14 protein-coding genes are annotated in these 16,037 nt (G+C 54.0%); 7 read left to right on the top strand and 7 right to left on the bottom strand.

Annotation, left to right across the window (positions count from 1 at the left end; all coding sequences use genetic code 11):
- Positions 1-200 precede the first annotated feature (200 nt).
- The 6 genes from AC3Y2E_RS09785 to AC3Y2E_RS09760 all read right to left on the bottom strand — a co-directional run bounded on the left by AC3Y2E_RS09785 (position 201) and on the right by AC3Y2E_RS09760 (position 6,593).
- A complete protein-coding gene (locus AC3Y2E_RS09785) occupies positions 201-1,328 on the bottom strand; it encodes an aminotransferase class V-fold PLP-dependent enzyme (protein ID WP_379209590.1) in 1,128 nt (375 codons plus the stop codon).
- 303 nt (positions 1,329-1,631) lie between these two features.
- The gene (locus AC3Y2E_RS09780; protein ID WP_379209588.1) at positions 1,632-2,495 is read right to left on the bottom strand and encodes a DUF4367 domain-containing protein; all 864 of its coding nucleotides are present in this window, start codon (positions 2,493-2,495) and stop codon (positions 1,632-1,634) included.
- Complete coding sequence (locus AC3Y2E_RS09775; RefSeq protein WP_379209586.1) at positions 2,492-3,058, bottom strand: sigma-70 family RNA polymerase sigma factor; 567 nt, start codon at positions 3,056-3,058, stop codon at positions 2,492-2,494. The genes AC3Y2E_RS09780 and AC3Y2E_RS09775 overlap by 4 nt, the downstream gene beginning before the upstream one ends.
- 184 nt (positions 3,059-3,242) lie before the next feature.
- Complete coding sequence (locus tag AC3Y2E_RS09770; RefSeq protein ID WP_379209584.1) at positions 3,243-5,147, bottom strand: carbohydrate-binding domain-containing protein; 1,905 nt, start codon at positions 5,145-5,147, stop codon at positions 3,243-3,245.
- 23 nt (positions 5,148-5,170) lie between these two features.
- Positions 5,171-5,857: a DUF4956 domain-containing protein gene (locus tag AC3Y2E_RS09765; RefSeq protein ID WP_379209582.1), complete on the bottom strand. Its 687-nt coding sequence runs from the start codon at positions 5,855-5,857 to the stop codon at positions 5,171-5,173.
- A complete protein-coding gene (locus AC3Y2E_RS09760; RefSeq protein WP_379209580.1) occupies positions 5,850-6,593 on the bottom strand; it encodes a polyphosphate polymerase domain-containing protein in 744 nt (247 codons plus the stop codon). The genes AC3Y2E_RS09765 and AC3Y2E_RS09760 overlap by 8 nt, the downstream gene beginning before the upstream one ends.
- Positions 6,594-7,051: 458 nt before the next feature.
- Here AC3Y2E_RS09760 and AC3Y2E_RS09755 point away from each other — a divergent pair, with 458 nt between their 5' ends.
- The 5 genes from AC3Y2E_RS09755 to AC3Y2E_RS09735 are packed head-to-tail and all read left to right on the top strand — an operon-like array spanning position 7,052 to position 12,486.
- On the top strand, positions 7,052-8,050 hold the full coding sequence (locus AC3Y2E_RS09755) for a beta-ketoacyl-ACP synthase III (protein WP_379209578.1): 999 nt from the start codon (positions 7,052-7,054) through the stop codon (positions 8,048-8,050).
- On the top strand, positions 8,040-9,239 hold the full coding sequence (locus tag AC3Y2E_RS09750) for an ATP-grasp domain-containing protein (protein ID WP_379209576.1): 1,200 nt from the start codon (positions 8,040-8,042) through the stop codon (positions 9,237-9,239). Before AC3Y2E_RS09755 ends, AC3Y2E_RS09750 begins: the two co-directional genes overlap by 11 nt.
- Complete coding sequence (locus tag AC3Y2E_RS09745) at positions 9,236-10,228, top strand: NAD-dependent epimerase/dehydratase family protein (protein WP_379209574.1); 993 nt, start codon at positions 9,236-9,238, stop codon at positions 10,226-10,228. The genes AC3Y2E_RS09750 and AC3Y2E_RS09745 overlap by 4 nt, the downstream gene beginning before the upstream one ends.
- Positions 10,229-10,264: 36 nt before the next feature.
- On the top strand, positions 10,265-11,134 hold the full coding sequence (locus AC3Y2E_RS09740; RefSeq protein ID WP_379209572.1) for an MBL fold metallo-hydrolase: 870 nt from the start codon (positions 10,265-10,267) through the stop codon (positions 11,132-11,134).
- The gene (locus AC3Y2E_RS09735; protein ID WP_379209570.1) at positions 11,131-12,486 is read left to right on the top strand and encodes a F390 synthetase-related protein; all 1,356 of its coding nucleotides are present in this window, start codon (positions 11,131-11,133) and stop codon (positions 12,484-12,486) included. Before AC3Y2E_RS09740 ends, AC3Y2E_RS09735 begins: the two co-directional genes overlap by 4 nt.
- Positions 12,487-12,508: 22 nt before the next feature.
- On the opposite strand, the gene xerS is transcribed toward AC3Y2E_RS09735, so the two are convergent.
- On the bottom strand, positions 12,509-13,588 hold the full coding sequence (gene xerS / locus AC3Y2E_RS09730; RefSeq protein WP_379209568.1) for a tyrosine recombinase XerS: 1,080 nt from the start codon (positions 13,586-13,588) through the stop codon (positions 12,509-12,511).
- 264 nt (positions 13,589-13,852) lie between these two features.
- Here xerS and nadE point away from each other — a divergent pair, with 264 nt between their 5' ends.
- Complete coding sequence (gene nadE / locus AC3Y2E_RS09725; protein WP_379209909.1) at positions 13,853-14,683, top strand: NAD(+) synthase; 831 nt, start codon at positions 13,853-13,855, stop codon at positions 14,681-14,683.
- Between the two features lie 565 nt (positions 14,684-15,248).
- On the top strand, positions 15,249-16,037 hold the full coding sequence (locus AC3Y2E_RS09720) for an ABC transporter ATP-binding protein (RefSeq protein WP_379209565.1): 789 nt from the start codon (positions 15,249-15,251) through the stop codon (positions 16,035-16,037).

Genomic DNA, 16,037 nt, shown 5'->3' with positions numbered 1-16,037 from the left:
CTAAGGCAAGAAAGAAGCAAACTTGCTATTATACATCCGAACGAAAAGCCCTGCTGCGGAGTGCTTAGGCAATCAGCGGCAGAGCTTTTATGCTTAGTTGGCGCCGCTGCGGAAAAAGCGTTCCCCGTGTTCAGTATGAACGGGGGGCGACTCCCGCATAAGATGTTCAGCCGGAGCGACACAGTGATGCGAAGACGGTACTAAGGTCTTCCGTTCTGAGATTCGTCTAGCAACTCGCTCATCCGCGCAATGATTTGTTCCACTTCACCCTCGTTCAGATGCAGGGGGTTCAGCGCAAGTCCCTGCTGATCGGGGGTCAAGGCTACGAGAATGGACGGGGTACCTTCCAGCAGCAGCTTGCTCAACTGTTCCGCCGTGCAGGCGGAATGAGCCGGCTTGACAAAAGCGAGAGGGTAATCCTGTCCGGTCGGACCGGGATATACCCGTTCGGCGGGCCATCCCGCCCGGTTTAATCCCTCACACAGACGGCGGACAAGCCGCTCATGGTGTTCCTTCATCGCAACATGGTCCAGATTGACGTACCGCTCTAAGGCCGCGACCAGCCCCGCGATTTCTTCCTTGCCTACCTTCATCGGTCTGGCGATTGAATTTCTGGCTCCCACATAGAGGCGGCATGCCGCAACATAACGTTCCTTCCCGACGATAAATCCCGTGCTTTGCGGACCGCGAAGCGTCTTGCCTCCGGAGAAAATAACGAGATCTGCGCCCATTTCCGTGTATCGCCACAGGTTGCTTACCGGGGGCAGCTGTGCCGCAGCGTCAACGACGACCGGGATGCCTTTCGAGCCGGAGATTCGTATCACTTCCTCCAGAGATAGTGCCGCTTTAGCGAATTGCACCGTATCGAAATAAATGACGCATGCTGTTCGATCACTCAATGCTGATTCCAACTGTTCGGCAGTCGTGCCTTCCGTATCTCCGATTTCAACCAAGGTAGCCCCGGTTTGCCGGATCGCAAGGTCAAAGCCGTTACGCTGGCAGCGATGAATAACGACCTCATTCCTTGCGCCCTTATAAAGAGGCCATGCCTTCGCCTTCGCTTCATCCACACCCGTCATACAAGCGGCTATCGCCACCGTCAGTGCAGCGGCGGCGCCGCTTGTAATGACAGCGGCTTCATTTCTCGTAAGCCGGGCGATCCGCTCACCGGCTTTCAGATGGAGCTGTTCGAGCGAAACAAAAGATTGGGCTGCATCCGCCATCGCCTCGATAACCTCAGCAGGCATCAACGATCCGCCGATCATGGTGTAGGAGTCTGCGGCGTTAATGACCGTAGCCACGCCTAGTTTACTATAGAAGTTTGACATCCATATGTCCGCCTTTCCGGATAGAGATACAATGATGATAACGCGCCTGAAGCTGTTAGCTCGATTATCTCAAAGATTGGAAATGGGGGGAAGCGGATCTTTTGTAGTCAATGCGTCGGCGGCGGCTAAAAGGAGCATCGCAGGGGAAAGCGGTATGAACAGCGCGTTTTGCGAAGCCGGGGATCAACGAAGCGGGATATCGAGGCACGGCGGAAGGAATCCCGGTCATAAGCATAGGGAATCGCCCTTAATTAGCCGGCAAGCTGTTAAGGGCGATTGTCTCATGACCGAGCAGATCGTTGCCTATGAATTAGGAATCGACTCTGCGATCTTCAGGATTTCGTCTTTTGAAAGTCCTTTGGCCGTTATGCCGTACAGGACGCCGTTTGCTTCCCAGTCGATCGAATACTCCCCGGTCATGATGGCATCGTAATGATTGACTTTTACCAGATGGACCTGATGCGTCGTGCTCTGGGAGAAGGCCGTCTCTTCATCGGCATGGCGCTGCTGCATATAGATGAATTTTCCCGTCTCCGGATTCGTGTAGAAAATATCGATGTACTTGGAGCCGCTGACCGTTCCTTGTTCATCCTTGTAAAATTCGGCGCGATCAAATGTATACCCGCTGGGCTGATAAGCAGGAAGTAGCACGTGGAAGGAAGTATATTGATTCAGTTGTCCGGGATCTTTTACGACAAGCGCATCCGGTTTTACGGGCTGATCTTTTGCTTGAGCCATGATTTGATGTTTCATTTCTTCCGGGATTGCCGCGGCTAATTGTTCCGGTGCAGGCTCCACATGCGAGACGGAGATATGACCAAGTGATATGGTGTTCATAATTTTGCCCATCATTTCAGAGGCCGAGGAAGGCTGAACCGCCGCAAGACTAATGATCCCCGCCATGGCTACCGATGCGGCCGTTACCGAGAAACGCACCCATTTTTTTCGGTTATTCCTATTGAAATTGTCCTTGGATTGGTTGTGGTTATTCATAATTAGACGATACATCGTTTCTTTGTCGCTGTTCTTGCTGTAATCCCGATCCGCCAGGATGCGGCCTACCTCGAAGAGCGGTGCATAATCCGCTTTCGTTGCCGTTTCTCCTGTTTTTTGATTGAGATATGCGTCCATTTCATCCGCAAAACGATGACGGTTGTTCCGGTTCATTCCGATTTCACACTCCCCAGTTGCTTTCTTAATTTTATCATCGTCCGGTACAGGATGATCCCGACGTTATTTTCACTGATGCCCAGCAGCTCGGAGATTTGCGTATGCTTAAGCTCTGCGCCGAATTTGAGGGCGATCATATTCCGTTCTCTGGCGTTTAACGATTGCAGGGCCTGCTGCAGCTGATCGTTGAACTCTCCTTCGATGATCAGGCTTTCTGGACTTTTTTTGCCGGATACAAGCTCCTTCAAACCAGTGAGCGAGAAGAGTCTGCTGCTTTTAAGACTTCGATAATGGTCGTTCACAGTATTTCGGGCAATGGCAAACAACCAGACCTCAAAAGGTGATTTGTTCTCGGAATACGTGCCGATTTTGGTTAACGTCCGCTCGAACACCTGGCTGGTTAAATCTTCCGCTGTAAAATGGCAATTCACCCGGTAGGCGATGTAGTTGTATATACGTTTGTGGTACGTTTCAAAAATAGAAGCGAACCGGGATTCTGCGTCTGTAGGCGTTAACGCCTCCTTGGAGACGAAGGGATGAACGATCGCGCGCTGCTGCAAGCAAAAGCTCCTTTCTGATGAATTCTGCTTAGCTAAGCCATTCATAAGTAAATACGGATCATTTGTCTTTTCATTACGCCGGTGAATAAAAGAATTTTACGATTATAAGGAATAATGATCCTGTCGAGGAAAAAACAAACAAGCCGGCTGTTGCGCCGGCTTGCTGCGAGGAAAGTAGTGGATTTTATGGAGCTGGCCGTTCCATGCCCATACCGGTTCCGCGCCCTCGATTCATTCCGGGATTGCCGCCTGCACCGCCCGGACCTGCGCTGCGTCCGCTCGTGACTCCCGATTCGTTCAACCAGGTGACGGAGCCGGAAATGTTGAAGTCCACGATTTTCGTTCCACCCGCATAAAGGGTGTAGGCCGTGTCTTGCTTGAGGGCCGGGGAACTGAACACAACCGTTTGATACGCTTTGGACGGCGTAACGCTTACGATGACGTTCCCGCTGCCGTCCTTCAGCTCGACGGCCGTGCCCGCCGCTTTCGTCTGCGAGAACGTCATCAGGACGGAACGCCCGGCGGACTGCTCCGAAGGAGCCATGGCCATGACTGCGCTTCCGGCGGCGATCAAGGTGCCCCCGCTAATGGTGAACGTTCCGTCATAGTCCAAGGCTCCGTTGCCGCTCGAAGTCGGACCGTTCACGATGACCGTGCCGCCCGTCATATCGATCGAGCCGTTGGAATCCAGACCGTCGCCGGCGGCGTCCACCGTCAAGGAGCCTCCGTGGATGACTAGCTTGCCCTGACTCGCCGCGGTAAAATTGTTTTGTCCCGGGCGTCTACCGACCGAGGAGCTGTCATTTCCACCGGCGATATTAATGCCGTCGTCGCTGGCGACAAGCCGGATGATCCCGTCGGTTATCGTGATCTCCGAGCTTTCGATTCCTTCATAGCTCTTGGCAATATCGATCGTGCCGCCGGTAATGGCGATGGAAGTATCCGCATGGATGCCGTCGTCACCGGACGTTATCCGGAGCTCTCCGCCTGCGATCGCGATCGTACCGTTGCTGTGCACCGCATCGTCGCTGGAATCGATGGTTAAGGTACCCGACGTCATGAGGATCGTCGTGGCCGCTTTAATCCCTTTTGTGCTGGGCGAATCTTCTGTTGCCGTCTGCTGGTACGTATTCGGACCGCCCCACGCTCCCGGACGGTCGTTGCCCGTTCTCACCGTACCGTTGGCGCTGCCGCCGCCTGACACGATATCGAAAGTGCCGCCGTCGATCCGGATCGCTGCCGCGGATTGCAGGCCGTCGCTTCCTGCCCTGATGCGGAACGATCCGCCCTCGATGGCGATGCTTCCTTTCGATGCGTCGGCATCGTTCGTCGTTTTGATGCCATCTCCGCCGGCTTCGATCGCGATCGTTCCGTCTTTGACGGCGACCAGATCCCGGCCTAATAGTCCGTCGTCCACCGCATGGATCTCAATCGTGCCGCCTGTAATTTTCAGATCGTCCTTGCTCGTCAATCCGTCGTTATAGTTGCCTCGCACGATCAGCGAGCCCGTTCCGGTCAACGTAAGATCGGCTTTGCTGTATACAGCCGAATTCGGCTCGTTGTCGGAGGTTCCCGCTGCAGCATAATTCGCTCCGTCCGAGATTTTATTCGTTGTGCCTTCCTGCAAAACGATCGTGACTTTATCCGCTTCTTTAATGTAGAGGGCAGCACCGCTCTTGTTCGTCAAGTCCGCTCCGTTCAGCACGAGCCGTACATTCTCCGTGTCCGCCACTTCGACCGTAATTTGACCGTCCTCCCATGTGCCGCTGACCACATAAGTTCCGGGCGACGTTATGGCTACGGACTTGTCTTTGGCTTTGGCGCCTGTCCCTTCGATTGTCGCAGCGGTTCCGTTCAGCTTGATATATACCGGATTTTCTTGTGTCCAATCGGTCGCATAATCGCTGTCTTTGTACGCCGCTTTCTCGGGATCGCCCGCAACATTCGTCGTATTCACCGCTGCTGCCGATACCGCTCCCGAATCGGTTGGGGCAGAGGAGGGAGATGTAGAGCTGTCGCCGTTGCAGGCGGCCAAGACGGTCGCCATGCATAACAGGGCGCATCCTATTTTCGTTCGCATATGGGTCATGGATATCTTCCTTTCGTTTTTTCTTAATAGTCTGTCGTTGTAGGGCTCATCGTTAGGGTAATGTCCAGATTCCCGTTCCGGACCCGGATCGCATCCAGAAATTGCTTTTGATCCGTGGCCGTGCTCATCGTGATCAGAAAAACCAGCTCATAGAGGCTGCCGAGCTCGGTCGTTCTTACTTTTTTCAGCTCATAGTTGACGTCAAACTTCTTGAATACGCCGTCGAAAACCCCTTCATAGCTCAAATCCTCGGGAATCGTCACTTTCAGCATCAGCTGGGTCGTTTTCTTGACCCCGAACTTGGTCAAATTCAAAATAAACATCAGCAAGCAGAGGCAAACTGTAAACAAGACGGCATATCCGAAGGAGCCGACACCGATCGCCAGGCCGGCCGCCATCGTGAACAGGACGTATGCGATATCTTTCGGATCGCCGGGCGCGCTGCGGAACCGGATGATCGAGAACGCTCCCGCCAAACTGAATGCACGCGCGATATTGCTTCCGATCAGCAAAATGATGATCGCTACGATCGCGGGCAAAACGACCATCGTCAGCGTGAAGCTCGGCGAATATCCGCCGCGGCTGCTTGTCTTCATATAGGTGAAGCTGATCACCAAGCCTACGACAATCGACATCAGAATCGTCAGGAGCGCATGGGGCAACGATAACTCTGTCGTGGCTGCGGCGGAACTGAAAATAGAATCAAGCATACTGCATGCCTCCTTGCCGGGTTTTTCCGAGTTTTACGTATTCTTTGTACTCATTGCCGTATTTGGAGAAGCTCGTGCGAAACATCTGATGCTCCGAAAGCATTCTCGCCAGCCACATCGGGATCGTCTTCTCGGCTTTAACCTCCATTAACCATCGCCCGGGCTCCAGCAAAGGTTCGCCGTAATCGCCGGCTTCCAGCATCAAGTCGTACCGTCTCGACCGGATGTTCGTATCGAACGTAATTCTCAGATCTCGGTTATCGATGCTAAACAGTGCTTTTCGTTCATAGGCCAAATACACTTTCGGCTCCAGCTCGTACCGCTGCAGGAAGTAGTGAATTTCCTGAATCACTTGCGTGTTCATATAAGGCATGGGGGCGGGCGCGATTCCGGTTCTGACGAAATCGTACGCTTCCTGGAGCCGGAGCGCCGACCTTCTTTTATTGACCAGACCGAACACTTTCTTTTTCAGCTCCAGATAGACCTTCGCATCCGCTTTGGGTACGCCGTACGACCTCAGCCGGAGCTTTTCTTTGTATTTCGGCTTCGATAAACTTTTGCGAATCAAAGCATCGTCCTTCGTATCGAAATACAGGTTGCTGATGGAATAAAACGAATGCTCCTTGTTGTAATCGTCCAGCTCCATATACTCCAGCAGCCTGTTGGAAAACCGGTGGAAGGCCGCTTCGTCCAGTAAATACTTGTTCTCATATCGGTTAAATACTTCAATAGCCATGTGCCAGCACCCTCTCCGCGCCGAACGCTCATCTAACTAATCGCAGTATATCTCCCTAAGCTGAAGCGGTTCTGAAGGCAAGTTGAAGAGAACATGAGCATTAGCTGAAAGACTGCTGAATGAGAAAGGGGGGAGTCGGACGATATTCCTGTTCAGGATCGGCAGACAGGGCAGTTGATAATGGAAGGAACACGGCAAAATGATATTTATTAATGTTATTAAATAAAATTTAGTTAACTGCATTAATTACACGTCTACTTAATTACATTAATTAAAATTAGGGCAGGTCTTAGATCGTAATAGAAGCTACATAATATTTGCTATGTAATCATCCGAATCGTATATCGGCCGGACCGATCCCAAGGTACTAGTTAAAAATAGTACTTTTCCCGCCACCACCCAGTTGCTACAATTACCCCATACGTAAATCGTAGTATGCTGACGATTGGGGGCATCTTATGGATACGAGACGTGTGACAATACTCGCTACCGGCAAATATATGCCGAAACGGAAAGTAACCTCGGAAGAGATTGACCGGCTGTTGGGAGTGCCGGTAGGTTGGGTTTACAAAAAAACGGACGTGTCAGTTCGTTATTTTATAGATGATGAAACGTCCTCCTATATGGGGGCGGAGGCGGCGAAGGAAGCGATGAAATCGGCGGGGCTGCGCCCGAAAGATATCGACTGTATCGTCTATGCAAGCGGAACGGCCGAACAACCGATCCCCTGCACGGCTACGCTGGTACAAAAAGCGCTCGGACCGGAATGGCACGGCATTCCCTCCTTCGACATCAACTCGACCTGTCTGAGCTTTCTGGCCGGGCTCGATGTGATGTCGTATCTGGTGGAAGCGGGCCGGTACGGCAAGCTGCTGCTCGTATCCGCCGAGATCGCTTCGACCGGGCTGAATTGGGGCGATAAGGAAAGCGCGGCGCTGTTCGGAGACGGCGCGGCCGCCGTTATTGTCGGCAGAACCGAGGAGGGCGGCGGCTCGAAAATTATACGAACCGCCTTTAATACTTACGCAAACGGAGCCCGCTTGTCCGAAATACGCGGAGGCGGCACGCGGCTTCACGCCGGGCAATTCAGCGAATCAACGCGCGAGCACTATTTGTTCCGTATGGACGGCCAGGCTATTTTCCGGATGGCTTACAAACTGCTGCCGGACTTCGTCTCGTCGCTGTTAGCCGGGGCGGGGATGAGCATGGACGACTTCCGGCTGGTTATTCCGCATCAGGGAAGCGCCATGGCGATGCGGCTGATCCGCAAAAAGCTGGGCATCACAGAAGATCAGCTTATGTACATTACGCCGGATCACGGAAATACGATTGCCGCCTCGATCCCGATGGGGCTTCATGAGGCGATACGCCGCAGCCGGATCAACCGCGGAGACCGGATCTTGCTGCTTGGCACTTCAGCCGGATTGTCTCTGGGGGGCATGATCCTTGAGTATTGAACCTCAAGCTGTGCTTATCACCGGCGCCCGGGCGCCGGCGGCGCTGGAATGGGTCCGGCTGTTCCATGCGGCAGGACGGAAGGTGTATGTGTGCGACAGTCTGAAACGGTTCGTATGCCGGTATTCCCGGCTCGTATCCGGTTCCGCGTCCGTTCCTTCGTCGAAAGACGATACGGAAGCTTTTATCGACGTTCTGGTCGGGATCATCCGAAAGTACCGAATCGGTCTGGTCGTGCCAACCTGCGAAGAGATATTTTATGTGGTTAAATATCGAAAGAAACTGGAAGCGGAAGGGGCTGCGGTGTTCGCCGATCAGCTTCCCGCGCTGCTGGGCTTGCATAACAAATATGAATTTATCCGGATGGTGGAGAAAAACGGATTGCCGGTCCCCGAAACGTACCGGATCACGAGCGAAGCGGAGCTGAGGGACATCGTTGCCGGTTCATCCGTATCGCAAAAGTACGTACTAAAGCCTGTGTACTCCCGGTTTGCGTCAAAGGTCCGGATCATCGAGCGAAGCGCCGGCGGCCCACTCGTACAGGCTCCGGAATCTTTAGCCCCGGACTGCCCTTGGGTGCTGCAGCGGTTTATCAAGGGTACGCCGGTTTGCACATACAGCATCGCCAAGGACGGCCGGCTGCTTGCCCATGCTGCTTACGAATCGCGTTACCGGGCCGGGATGGGGGCATCGGTTCATTTCGCCGCAATCGAGCATCCGGCTGTACATCGCTGGGTGGAAACGTTCGTCGCAGCCGAGAGGCTGCACGGACAGCTAGCGTTCGATTTTATCGTCGATAGGGAAGGTACCGTATACCCGATCGAGTGTAATCCGAGGACGACAAGCGGACTTCATCTCTTCGCGCCGGAAGACGGGATTGCCGAGACGGTTCTCCGTTCCGCCCCGGAGAACGGAGAAAGGCCGCTCATTCAGCCGCCTGCCGGCCGGTCGGCGATGATCGGTATGATGATGGGCGTGCAGGCGGCACGGCCAATCATGCCGTGGGCGGCTCGCGTCGAAACGGTACGGGCGATGCTCCGCAGCCGGGATGTGCTGATCCGTTTCCGCGATCCGCTTCCGTTTTGGTCGCAACTCTTCTCATTATGGGAACTGTTCAATATGAGCCGCAGACGTGGTGTCTCGCTGCTGGAGGCGAGCACGATCGATCTGGAATGGAATGGTGACGGATGAGAACGCTGGTTACGGGAAGCACTGGGTTTTTGGGGAAACGGCTGGCTGAACGGCTACACGGGCTCGGATGGGACGTCACGGCTGTCGGCCGGAACGAGCAGGCCGGTAAAGCGCTGTCCGGCGCAGGAATCCGCTTCGTCAAAATGGATTTGCGGGACCGCGAAGCCGTTCACCGGGTTGTTGCCGGGCAGGACGTCGTGTTCCACTGTGCGGCTTTATCGTCGGCTTGGGGGAGATACCGGGATTTTTATGAATCCAACGTTACGGCGACCGGGTTTTTGCTGGACGCGGCACGGGCGCATTCGGTTCAGCGGTTCGTTCATGTTTCCACTCCGAGCGTTTATTTCAACTACACGGACCAATTCAATCTGACGGAGGACAGCGAGCTGCCCAGCCGGTTCGCGAACGATTATGCCCGCACGAAATACGAGGCGGAGTGCCGGGTCCGCGAAGCGTTCGCTGCCGGACTGCCGTCGCTGATCATTCGGCCGCGGGCGATATTCGGACCGGGCGATCCAGCCTTGTTCCCCCGCCTGATGCGAGCGAACGACAAGGTTGGCATCCCTCTTATCGACGGCGGACGGGCTCTGATTGATCTCACTTACGTCGATAACGTGGTAGATGCGCTGCTGTGCTGCGCCCAGGCCTCCGAATCGGCTTTGGGCGAAACTTACAATATCAGCAACGGCGAGCCGGTTCGATTTGTCGACGCAGTTAACCGTTTGTTCGGTAAATTGGGAGTAACGCCGCGTTATCGCCATCTGGCTTATCCGACAGCTGATCGGCTGGCTGCGGGGATGGAAACGGTGTACCGGCTACTTCGGCTTCGCGGCGAGCCTCCGTTTACCCGTTATACGATCGGGGTGGTGAGCTGCAGTCAGACGCTCGACATCGGGAAAGCGGGACGTTTGCTTGGCTATGAGCCAAACGTAAGCGTCGACGAAGGCCTCGCCAGATTTGCGGACTGGTGGCGGGAGCATCACAAGTAGGGCGGATTTGTGCAGCATACGACTGGAGGTACCGACATGATGAAAGCTATTAACCGTAGGCCGGTAACCGTTACGTGGCTGACGGCCGGCTACTGCACACATCCGGAATGGGTTACGATTCGGGGAGGTTCGCGCGCGAAAGTGCGGTTTCCTGCCGGTTTTGCCGTTATCGAGCATCCGGAACGAGGAATCCTCTTGTTCGACACCGGGTATGCTTCCCGTTTTTATGACGCTGCTGCCGGTTGGCCCTATTGGATCTATCGGGAAATGACGCCCGTCTTTTTTGAGGAACGGCAATCCGCAGCATCACAGCTGCTGGACAAGTTCGGCAAACGGGCGGAGGAGATCCGGACCGTGATCGTCAGCCATTTTCATGCGGATCATATTGCAGGGCTGCGGGATTTTCCGGAGGCGGCGTTTTACTGTTTCCGTTCCGCATACGAAGCCATTCGGGGGGAGCGCGGCTGGGGCGCCCTTCGCGCCGGATTTTTGCCGGATTTGATGCCGTCCGATTTCGCCGAACGCGCCGTTCTGCTGGAGGATGATGGGGAGAGCTGGCAGCCGCTGCCGGACGATCTGCCGTTCTCTACAGGCTGCGATCTATTCGGCGACGGAAGCGTGGTGGCTGTAGACGTCTCCGGTCATGCGGCGGGACAGATGGGCGTGTTCATAACGACGGAGGATGGGGAACTATTCCTGTGTGCGGATGCCGTATGGTCGAGCCGCGCTTATCGCGAGCGGCGACCTCCGCATCCCGCAGCAAGTATCATAATGTCGAGCCGGAGCGATTACCGGGCCAGCTTCGAGAAGCTGTGCAGGCTGCACGAAGCACGGCCGAATCTGCGAATTATGCCAAGCCATTGCCGGGAATACATCGTTCCCGCCGGAAGGGAGGAGAACGGATGAAGATGAAGCAGCTCGCGCTCACCGCTTCCGCGTATATCCGTACCCGGATGCTGGGACGAATCCGCTCCAGAGACCAACTGCTGCAATGGCAGGAAAAGCAAATCGTGCGCCATATCGCACGGGTACGAGCTTTATCCGCTTACTACCGGGAGTTGTGGCAAGGGTTGCCTGACGAGCAGTGGAGAAGCTTTCCGGTAATCGACAAATCGGATATGATGACGCATTTCGACCGGTTGAACACGATAGGCATCCGCAAGGATGAAGCGATGAATGCCGCGCTTCGGGCGGAGCAGACCCGCGATTTCCGGCCGGAGATCGGTTCATTTACGGTCGGATTGTCCTCGGGTACGAGCGGCAATCGCGGGCTGTTCCTGGTCAGCGAGCGCGAACGTCTCGTCTGGGCCGGGACGGTGCTCGCCAAGCTACTGCCAGGCGCATTCGCGAGGCGGGAGCGGGTCGCTTTTTTCTTGCGTGCGAACAGCAATTTATATCAAAGCGTCAATCAAGGAAGGCTGCAGTTCGTTTATTTCGACTTGCTGGCACCGGCCGACAAGCTGATCGCCCAAATGAATGCCTACCGTCCGACCGTTGTCGTCGCTCCGCCGTCCATGCTCCGGATAATTGGAGAAGCCCATCGCTCGGGCTCGATGAACGTCCGTCCGAACCGGCTGATCTCGGTAGCGGAAGTACTGGACCCGCTGGACCGGCTCTATATCGAGGAGAGCTTCATCCGCCCGGTGCATCAGGTATACCAATGTACGGAAGGTTTTCTGGCCGCGACGTGCGAGCACGGCACCTTGCATCTGAATGAAGATATCGTTCATATCGAGAAAGAAGTTGTGGACGCCGAGCTCGGCAAGTTCGTCCCGATCGTAACGGACTTCTCCCGCATCACGCAGCCAATTATTCGTTACCGCCTAAACGATATGTTGACCGAGAGAAGGGAGCCATGCCCTTGCGGGTCCCCCTACACGGCGATTGAATCGATCGACGGGCGATGCGACGATTTGTTTTATATCCCAGCTGCCGAAGATCCCGCCCGGTTCATTCCGATCTTCCCTGACTTTATATCGAGAACGGTCATTCGTGCATCCGAGCATATTGAGGAATACGAAGTGGAGCAGCTGGCGGCGGATCATGTGCGGATTTCGCTTCGGGTTGAAGCCGCGCATAAACAGTTGACGGAGCGGACGGTCGAAGGGATGATGCAGGAGCTGTGCCGGCAAGCCGGCTGCGTCCCGATCCGGATCGACTTCGCTCCGTACTCGAACGAGCGGGGGGATCGTAAGCTGAGAAGAGTCAGACGGACGATGCGGACGGCGAATATCCCCGATCCGGTTGGACGGGGATAAGGAGTCTGCGGTATTGTCGAAGTTAAGGCTCTCGCCGGTCGATCGCTTCGGCCATCGTTTTGTCCGTCAGGTGCGCATAAATCTGCGTGGTCTCGGGGGAGGCGTGGCCGAGCTGCTCCTGGGTTTTGTAAATGTCGTTGCGCAAATAATAGTCGGTCGCGAACGAATGGCGCAGCTTATGGACCGATAAGTACGGCTTGCCGTAATATTTGGCATATTTAATGACCATTTCCTGAATGGCGCGTTTCGTCATCCGTTTGCCTTCTTTTGATCCGTTGGCGACGGCGAGAAACAGCGCTTTTTCTTTTTTGTCCGGCGCATAGCGAAGCGAACGGATCTCCAGGTAGGCGGTCAGCGATTCCACCGCTTCCTGACGGAAGTAAACGGGCGTTTTGAACGTCTCGTCATTTTTACCTTTCCGGAACACGTATACCAGCTTCTTCTTCAGGTCCAGATCGTCTATACTCAAATTGACCACTTCCGAGACGCGCAGACCGGTATTCAAGACCAGGCTGACGATGCAGACGTCGCGAACCTTATTAAGCTCATATGAATATAACGCTTGCTTGTTGTTGCATACGTCCTGGGGGTACCCGCTTTGGATGTAGTCGATAAACTCGAGAATCTCTTTTTCCTGCAGCAGCTTGCCCTCCAGCTTCGCGGCGGTGTCTTTCGGCTTGTGCGTCCGCTTGATCTCGACTTTGGCCATTACGTTCCGCTTGAGCAGGGGATAATAATCTTCATCCTCGGCGATCTGGCTCAAGTAATGAAAGAGCGAACGAAGCGAGGAGAGCTTGCGGGAGATCGTCGTTCTCGTATTGGCGCCGTCTTTTTTCGATGAAAGATACATCCGGTACGTGTTGATATTCTCCATGCGCAGCTTCTCAAGCACCTCGATCGGGATATCGCGCCAGGCGGCAGCTTCGGTCAGCCCTTCGGCCATCAGCCAGGAGAAAAACGTTTCATAATCGCGCACATATTCAAGCAGGGAGGAAGGGGACAGGTCTGGCAGCTTATAATTAATAAACTGCTCGACATACCAGGGCATGGCCGGGACGCGTTTGTCCAGCTCTTGGCGGTCTTTCAGTTTAATGACGTTCATAGGGATCACCTCGACATGCAGAATTTGAACATAGTTTACGTAATATTTATTATGTAAACAAATTTTCCGTCATTTTCTTTCCTAATCAGTCTACCCGATAATAAGAGGGACGTAAATGGATTCGGCGGAAGCTTTGGAACGCTTTGGCCTAACACTTTGAATCGCTGTGAACGTTTCGCGATTAACGTGTATAATGTGGATATACATGCCGACAGGCAGCACTGATTAGATCGATACGAAGGAGACGGAACCATCATGCAAACGTTGCAGCAGGAAATAATACGCAAGCTCGGCGTACAACCGGCGATCGATAGCGCGGCGGAAATCGAGAAGAGAGTCCAATTTTTAATCGAATATGTGAAAACATCCGGCAAAAAGGGTCTCGTCCTGAGCATTTCGGGCGGGCAAGATTCTACGCTTGCGGGCAGGCTGTGTCAGCTGGCAGCGGAGCGGCTGAGACAGGAATCGGGCCAGCCGTATACGTACATAGCGGTCCGGCTGCCTTACGGCGTCCAACTGGACGAAGACGATGCCCAAGCCGCGCTTTCGTTTATCAACCCCGACCGCGTAGTGACGATCAACATAAAAGATGCGGTCGATTGCTCGATGCAAGCGTTCCAGGCTGGTACGGGCGAGGCGTTGTCCGACTACTGGAAAGGGAATACGAAGGCGCGGGAACGGATGAAGGTTCATTACGATTTGGCCGGCCACTACGATCTGCTGGTAGTAGGCACCGATCATGCCGCGGAAGCGCTGACCGGATTTTATACGAAATTCGGCGATGGCGGCTGTGACGTGACACCGCTGGCGGGATTGAACAAACGCCAGGGCAAACAGCTGCTGGAGCATCTGGGCGCGCCGCACTCGCTCATTTACAAGGTGCCGACCGCCGACTTGCTGGACCATAACCCTGGCCGCACCGACGAAGACGAGCTTGGCTTCAGCTACGATGAGATCGATGATTACCTGGAGGGCAAACCGGTGAGCGACAACGCCCGGGAGAAAATCGAGACCCGGTATCTGCGTTCCGAGCATAAGCGGAGAATGCCGGTTACTCCCGATGAGACCTGGTGGAAAGATGATCACTCGAGCTAAGAGGAATAGGAGCACCAATATACTGTATTATCTTGGTTTTGCTTGGCTATTCCTCTTTATACTCCTTGGGAGAATACTCGATTCTGTGACCGTTTTTAGATATGAAGGCTGGTATTTTGCTTTGACAGCTTTGCAAATCACAGCCTTGGTCATCTACCGTTTTCTTTCAAATGGATGGAGCAATAAAGATTTGGAATTGCTTGCCTTCTAATCCTCGTTCTTATTGTTGAAATGAATTGGGTTTTGGCACATGTAGTTGCCCCCTTATAGCTTAGTGTGAGGCGACAGCAAAAAACGAGATTTGCACATAAGCGAAAAATGCCGGTTACTCCCGATTAGAAGATGCCCGAACATCCGCTTCAAGCCCTTGTCTAACAAGGGCTTTTTATTTTGCCCAGACAAGCGCGGAAGTTGACCAACAGGAAAAGATCAGCTCCTTCAAAAATAAAGGTTGTATTTTTATACAAAGTATAATAAGATAACCAATAGTTAAATACAACTAAACAGATAGGAATTATTAAATTTGTAATCAAGGGCGTCGTATCGTCTGGGGAGGGATCGCGGGTTGGAGCAGTTGGAAGCCGTTCGAGTGGTAGATGTATGTAAAAGCTTTGCCCATACAAAGTCAACTTCGGATCAGGTTCTGCACCGTGTTTCGTTTGGCGTAGGCAAGGGGGAGATCGTCTCTTTGCTCGGTCAGAGCGGCTGCGGCAAAAGTACGCTGCTGAGTATCATCGGCGGATTCGACAAACAGGACAGCGGAACCGTATGGTTCGGCGGCGAAGAAGTATCCCGTCCTAACCGGAAGTGTGTCATGATGTTTCAAAATTACGGGCTGCTTCCCTGGCGGTCAGTATTGAAAAACGTAGAGCTCGGCTTGGAGGAAACCGAATTAACGGCTGTTGAGCGCAAAGCGAAAGCTCTCGATTACTTGAGGCTTGTCGGGCTGGAAGACAAGGCCGGATTGTTTCCGCGCCAGCTGTCGGGGGGGATGCAGCAGCGGGTCGCCTTGGCGAGAGCGCTCGCCATCGAGCCGGAGTTGATTTTGATGGATGAACCTTTCGCGGCATTGGATACGTTTACCCGTTATCACTTGCAAAACGAGCTGCTGCGTATCCAATCCCAGTCCGGTACGACGATCATCCTGGTTACCCACGACATCGACGAAGCGGTTTATTTATCCGACCGGATTCTGATCATGAACGCGAACCCCGGAGGCATCCATAAGGAAATTCATGTCCATACGGCCAGGCCGCGAGACCGGGGACATGGGGAATTCCAGCTTTTCCGCAAGCAGATTCTCGAGTTTTTTCACTTCAACGGCTCCGCACAGCCCGAGGAATATACGATATAG

Source organism: Paenibacillus sp. MAH-35 (genome assembly GCF_058135425.1).
Note: the sequence above shows the minus strand (reverse complement) of the source record. Positions and strands in the feature narration are given on the sequence as shown.

What these genes read in the sequence shown, in the direction of transcription:
- AC3Y2E_RS09785 (WP_379209590.1), bottom strand. Translation starts at nt 1,328, where the DNA reads ATGTCAAACTTCTATAGTAAACTAGGCGTGGCTACGGTCATTAACGCC.
- AC3Y2E_RS09780 (WP_379209588.1), bottom strand. Translation starts at nt 2,495, where the DNA reads ATGAACCGGAACAACCGTCATCGTTTTGCGGATGAAATGGACGCATAT.
- AC3Y2E_RS09770 (WP_379209584.1), bottom strand. Translation starts at nt 5,147, where the DNA reads ATGACCCATATGCGAACGAAAATAGGATGCGCCCTGTTATGCATGGCG.
- AC3Y2E_RS09765 (WP_379209582.1), bottom strand. Translation starts at nt 5,857, where the DNA reads ATGCTTGATTCTATTTTCAGTTCCGCCGCAGCCACGACAGAGTTATCG.
- AC3Y2E_RS09760 (WP_379209580.1), bottom strand. Translation starts at nt 6,593, where the DNA reads ATGGCTATTGAAGTATTTAACCGATATGAGAACAAGTATTTACTGGAC.
- AC3Y2E_RS09755 (WP_379209578.1), top strand. Translation starts at nt 7,052, where the DNA reads ATGGATACGAGACGTGTGACAATACTCGCTACCGGCAAATATATGCCG.
- AC3Y2E_RS09745 (WP_379209574.1), top strand. Translation starts at nt 9,236, where the DNA reads ATGAGAACGCTGGTTACGGGAAGCACTGGGTTTTTGGGGAAACGGCTG.
- AC3Y2E_RS09740 (WP_379209572.1), top strand. Translation starts at nt 10,265, where the DNA reads ATGATGAAAGCTATTAACCGTAGGCCGGTAACCGTTACGTGGCTGACG.
- AC3Y2E_RS09735 (WP_379209570.1), top strand. Translation starts at nt 11,131, where the DNA reads ATGAAGATGAAGCAGCTCGCGCTCACCGCTTCCGCGTATATCCGTACC.
- xerS (WP_379209568.1), bottom strand. Translation starts at nt 13,588, where the DNA reads ATGAACGTCATTAAACTGAAAGACCGCCAAGAGCTGGACAAACGCGTC.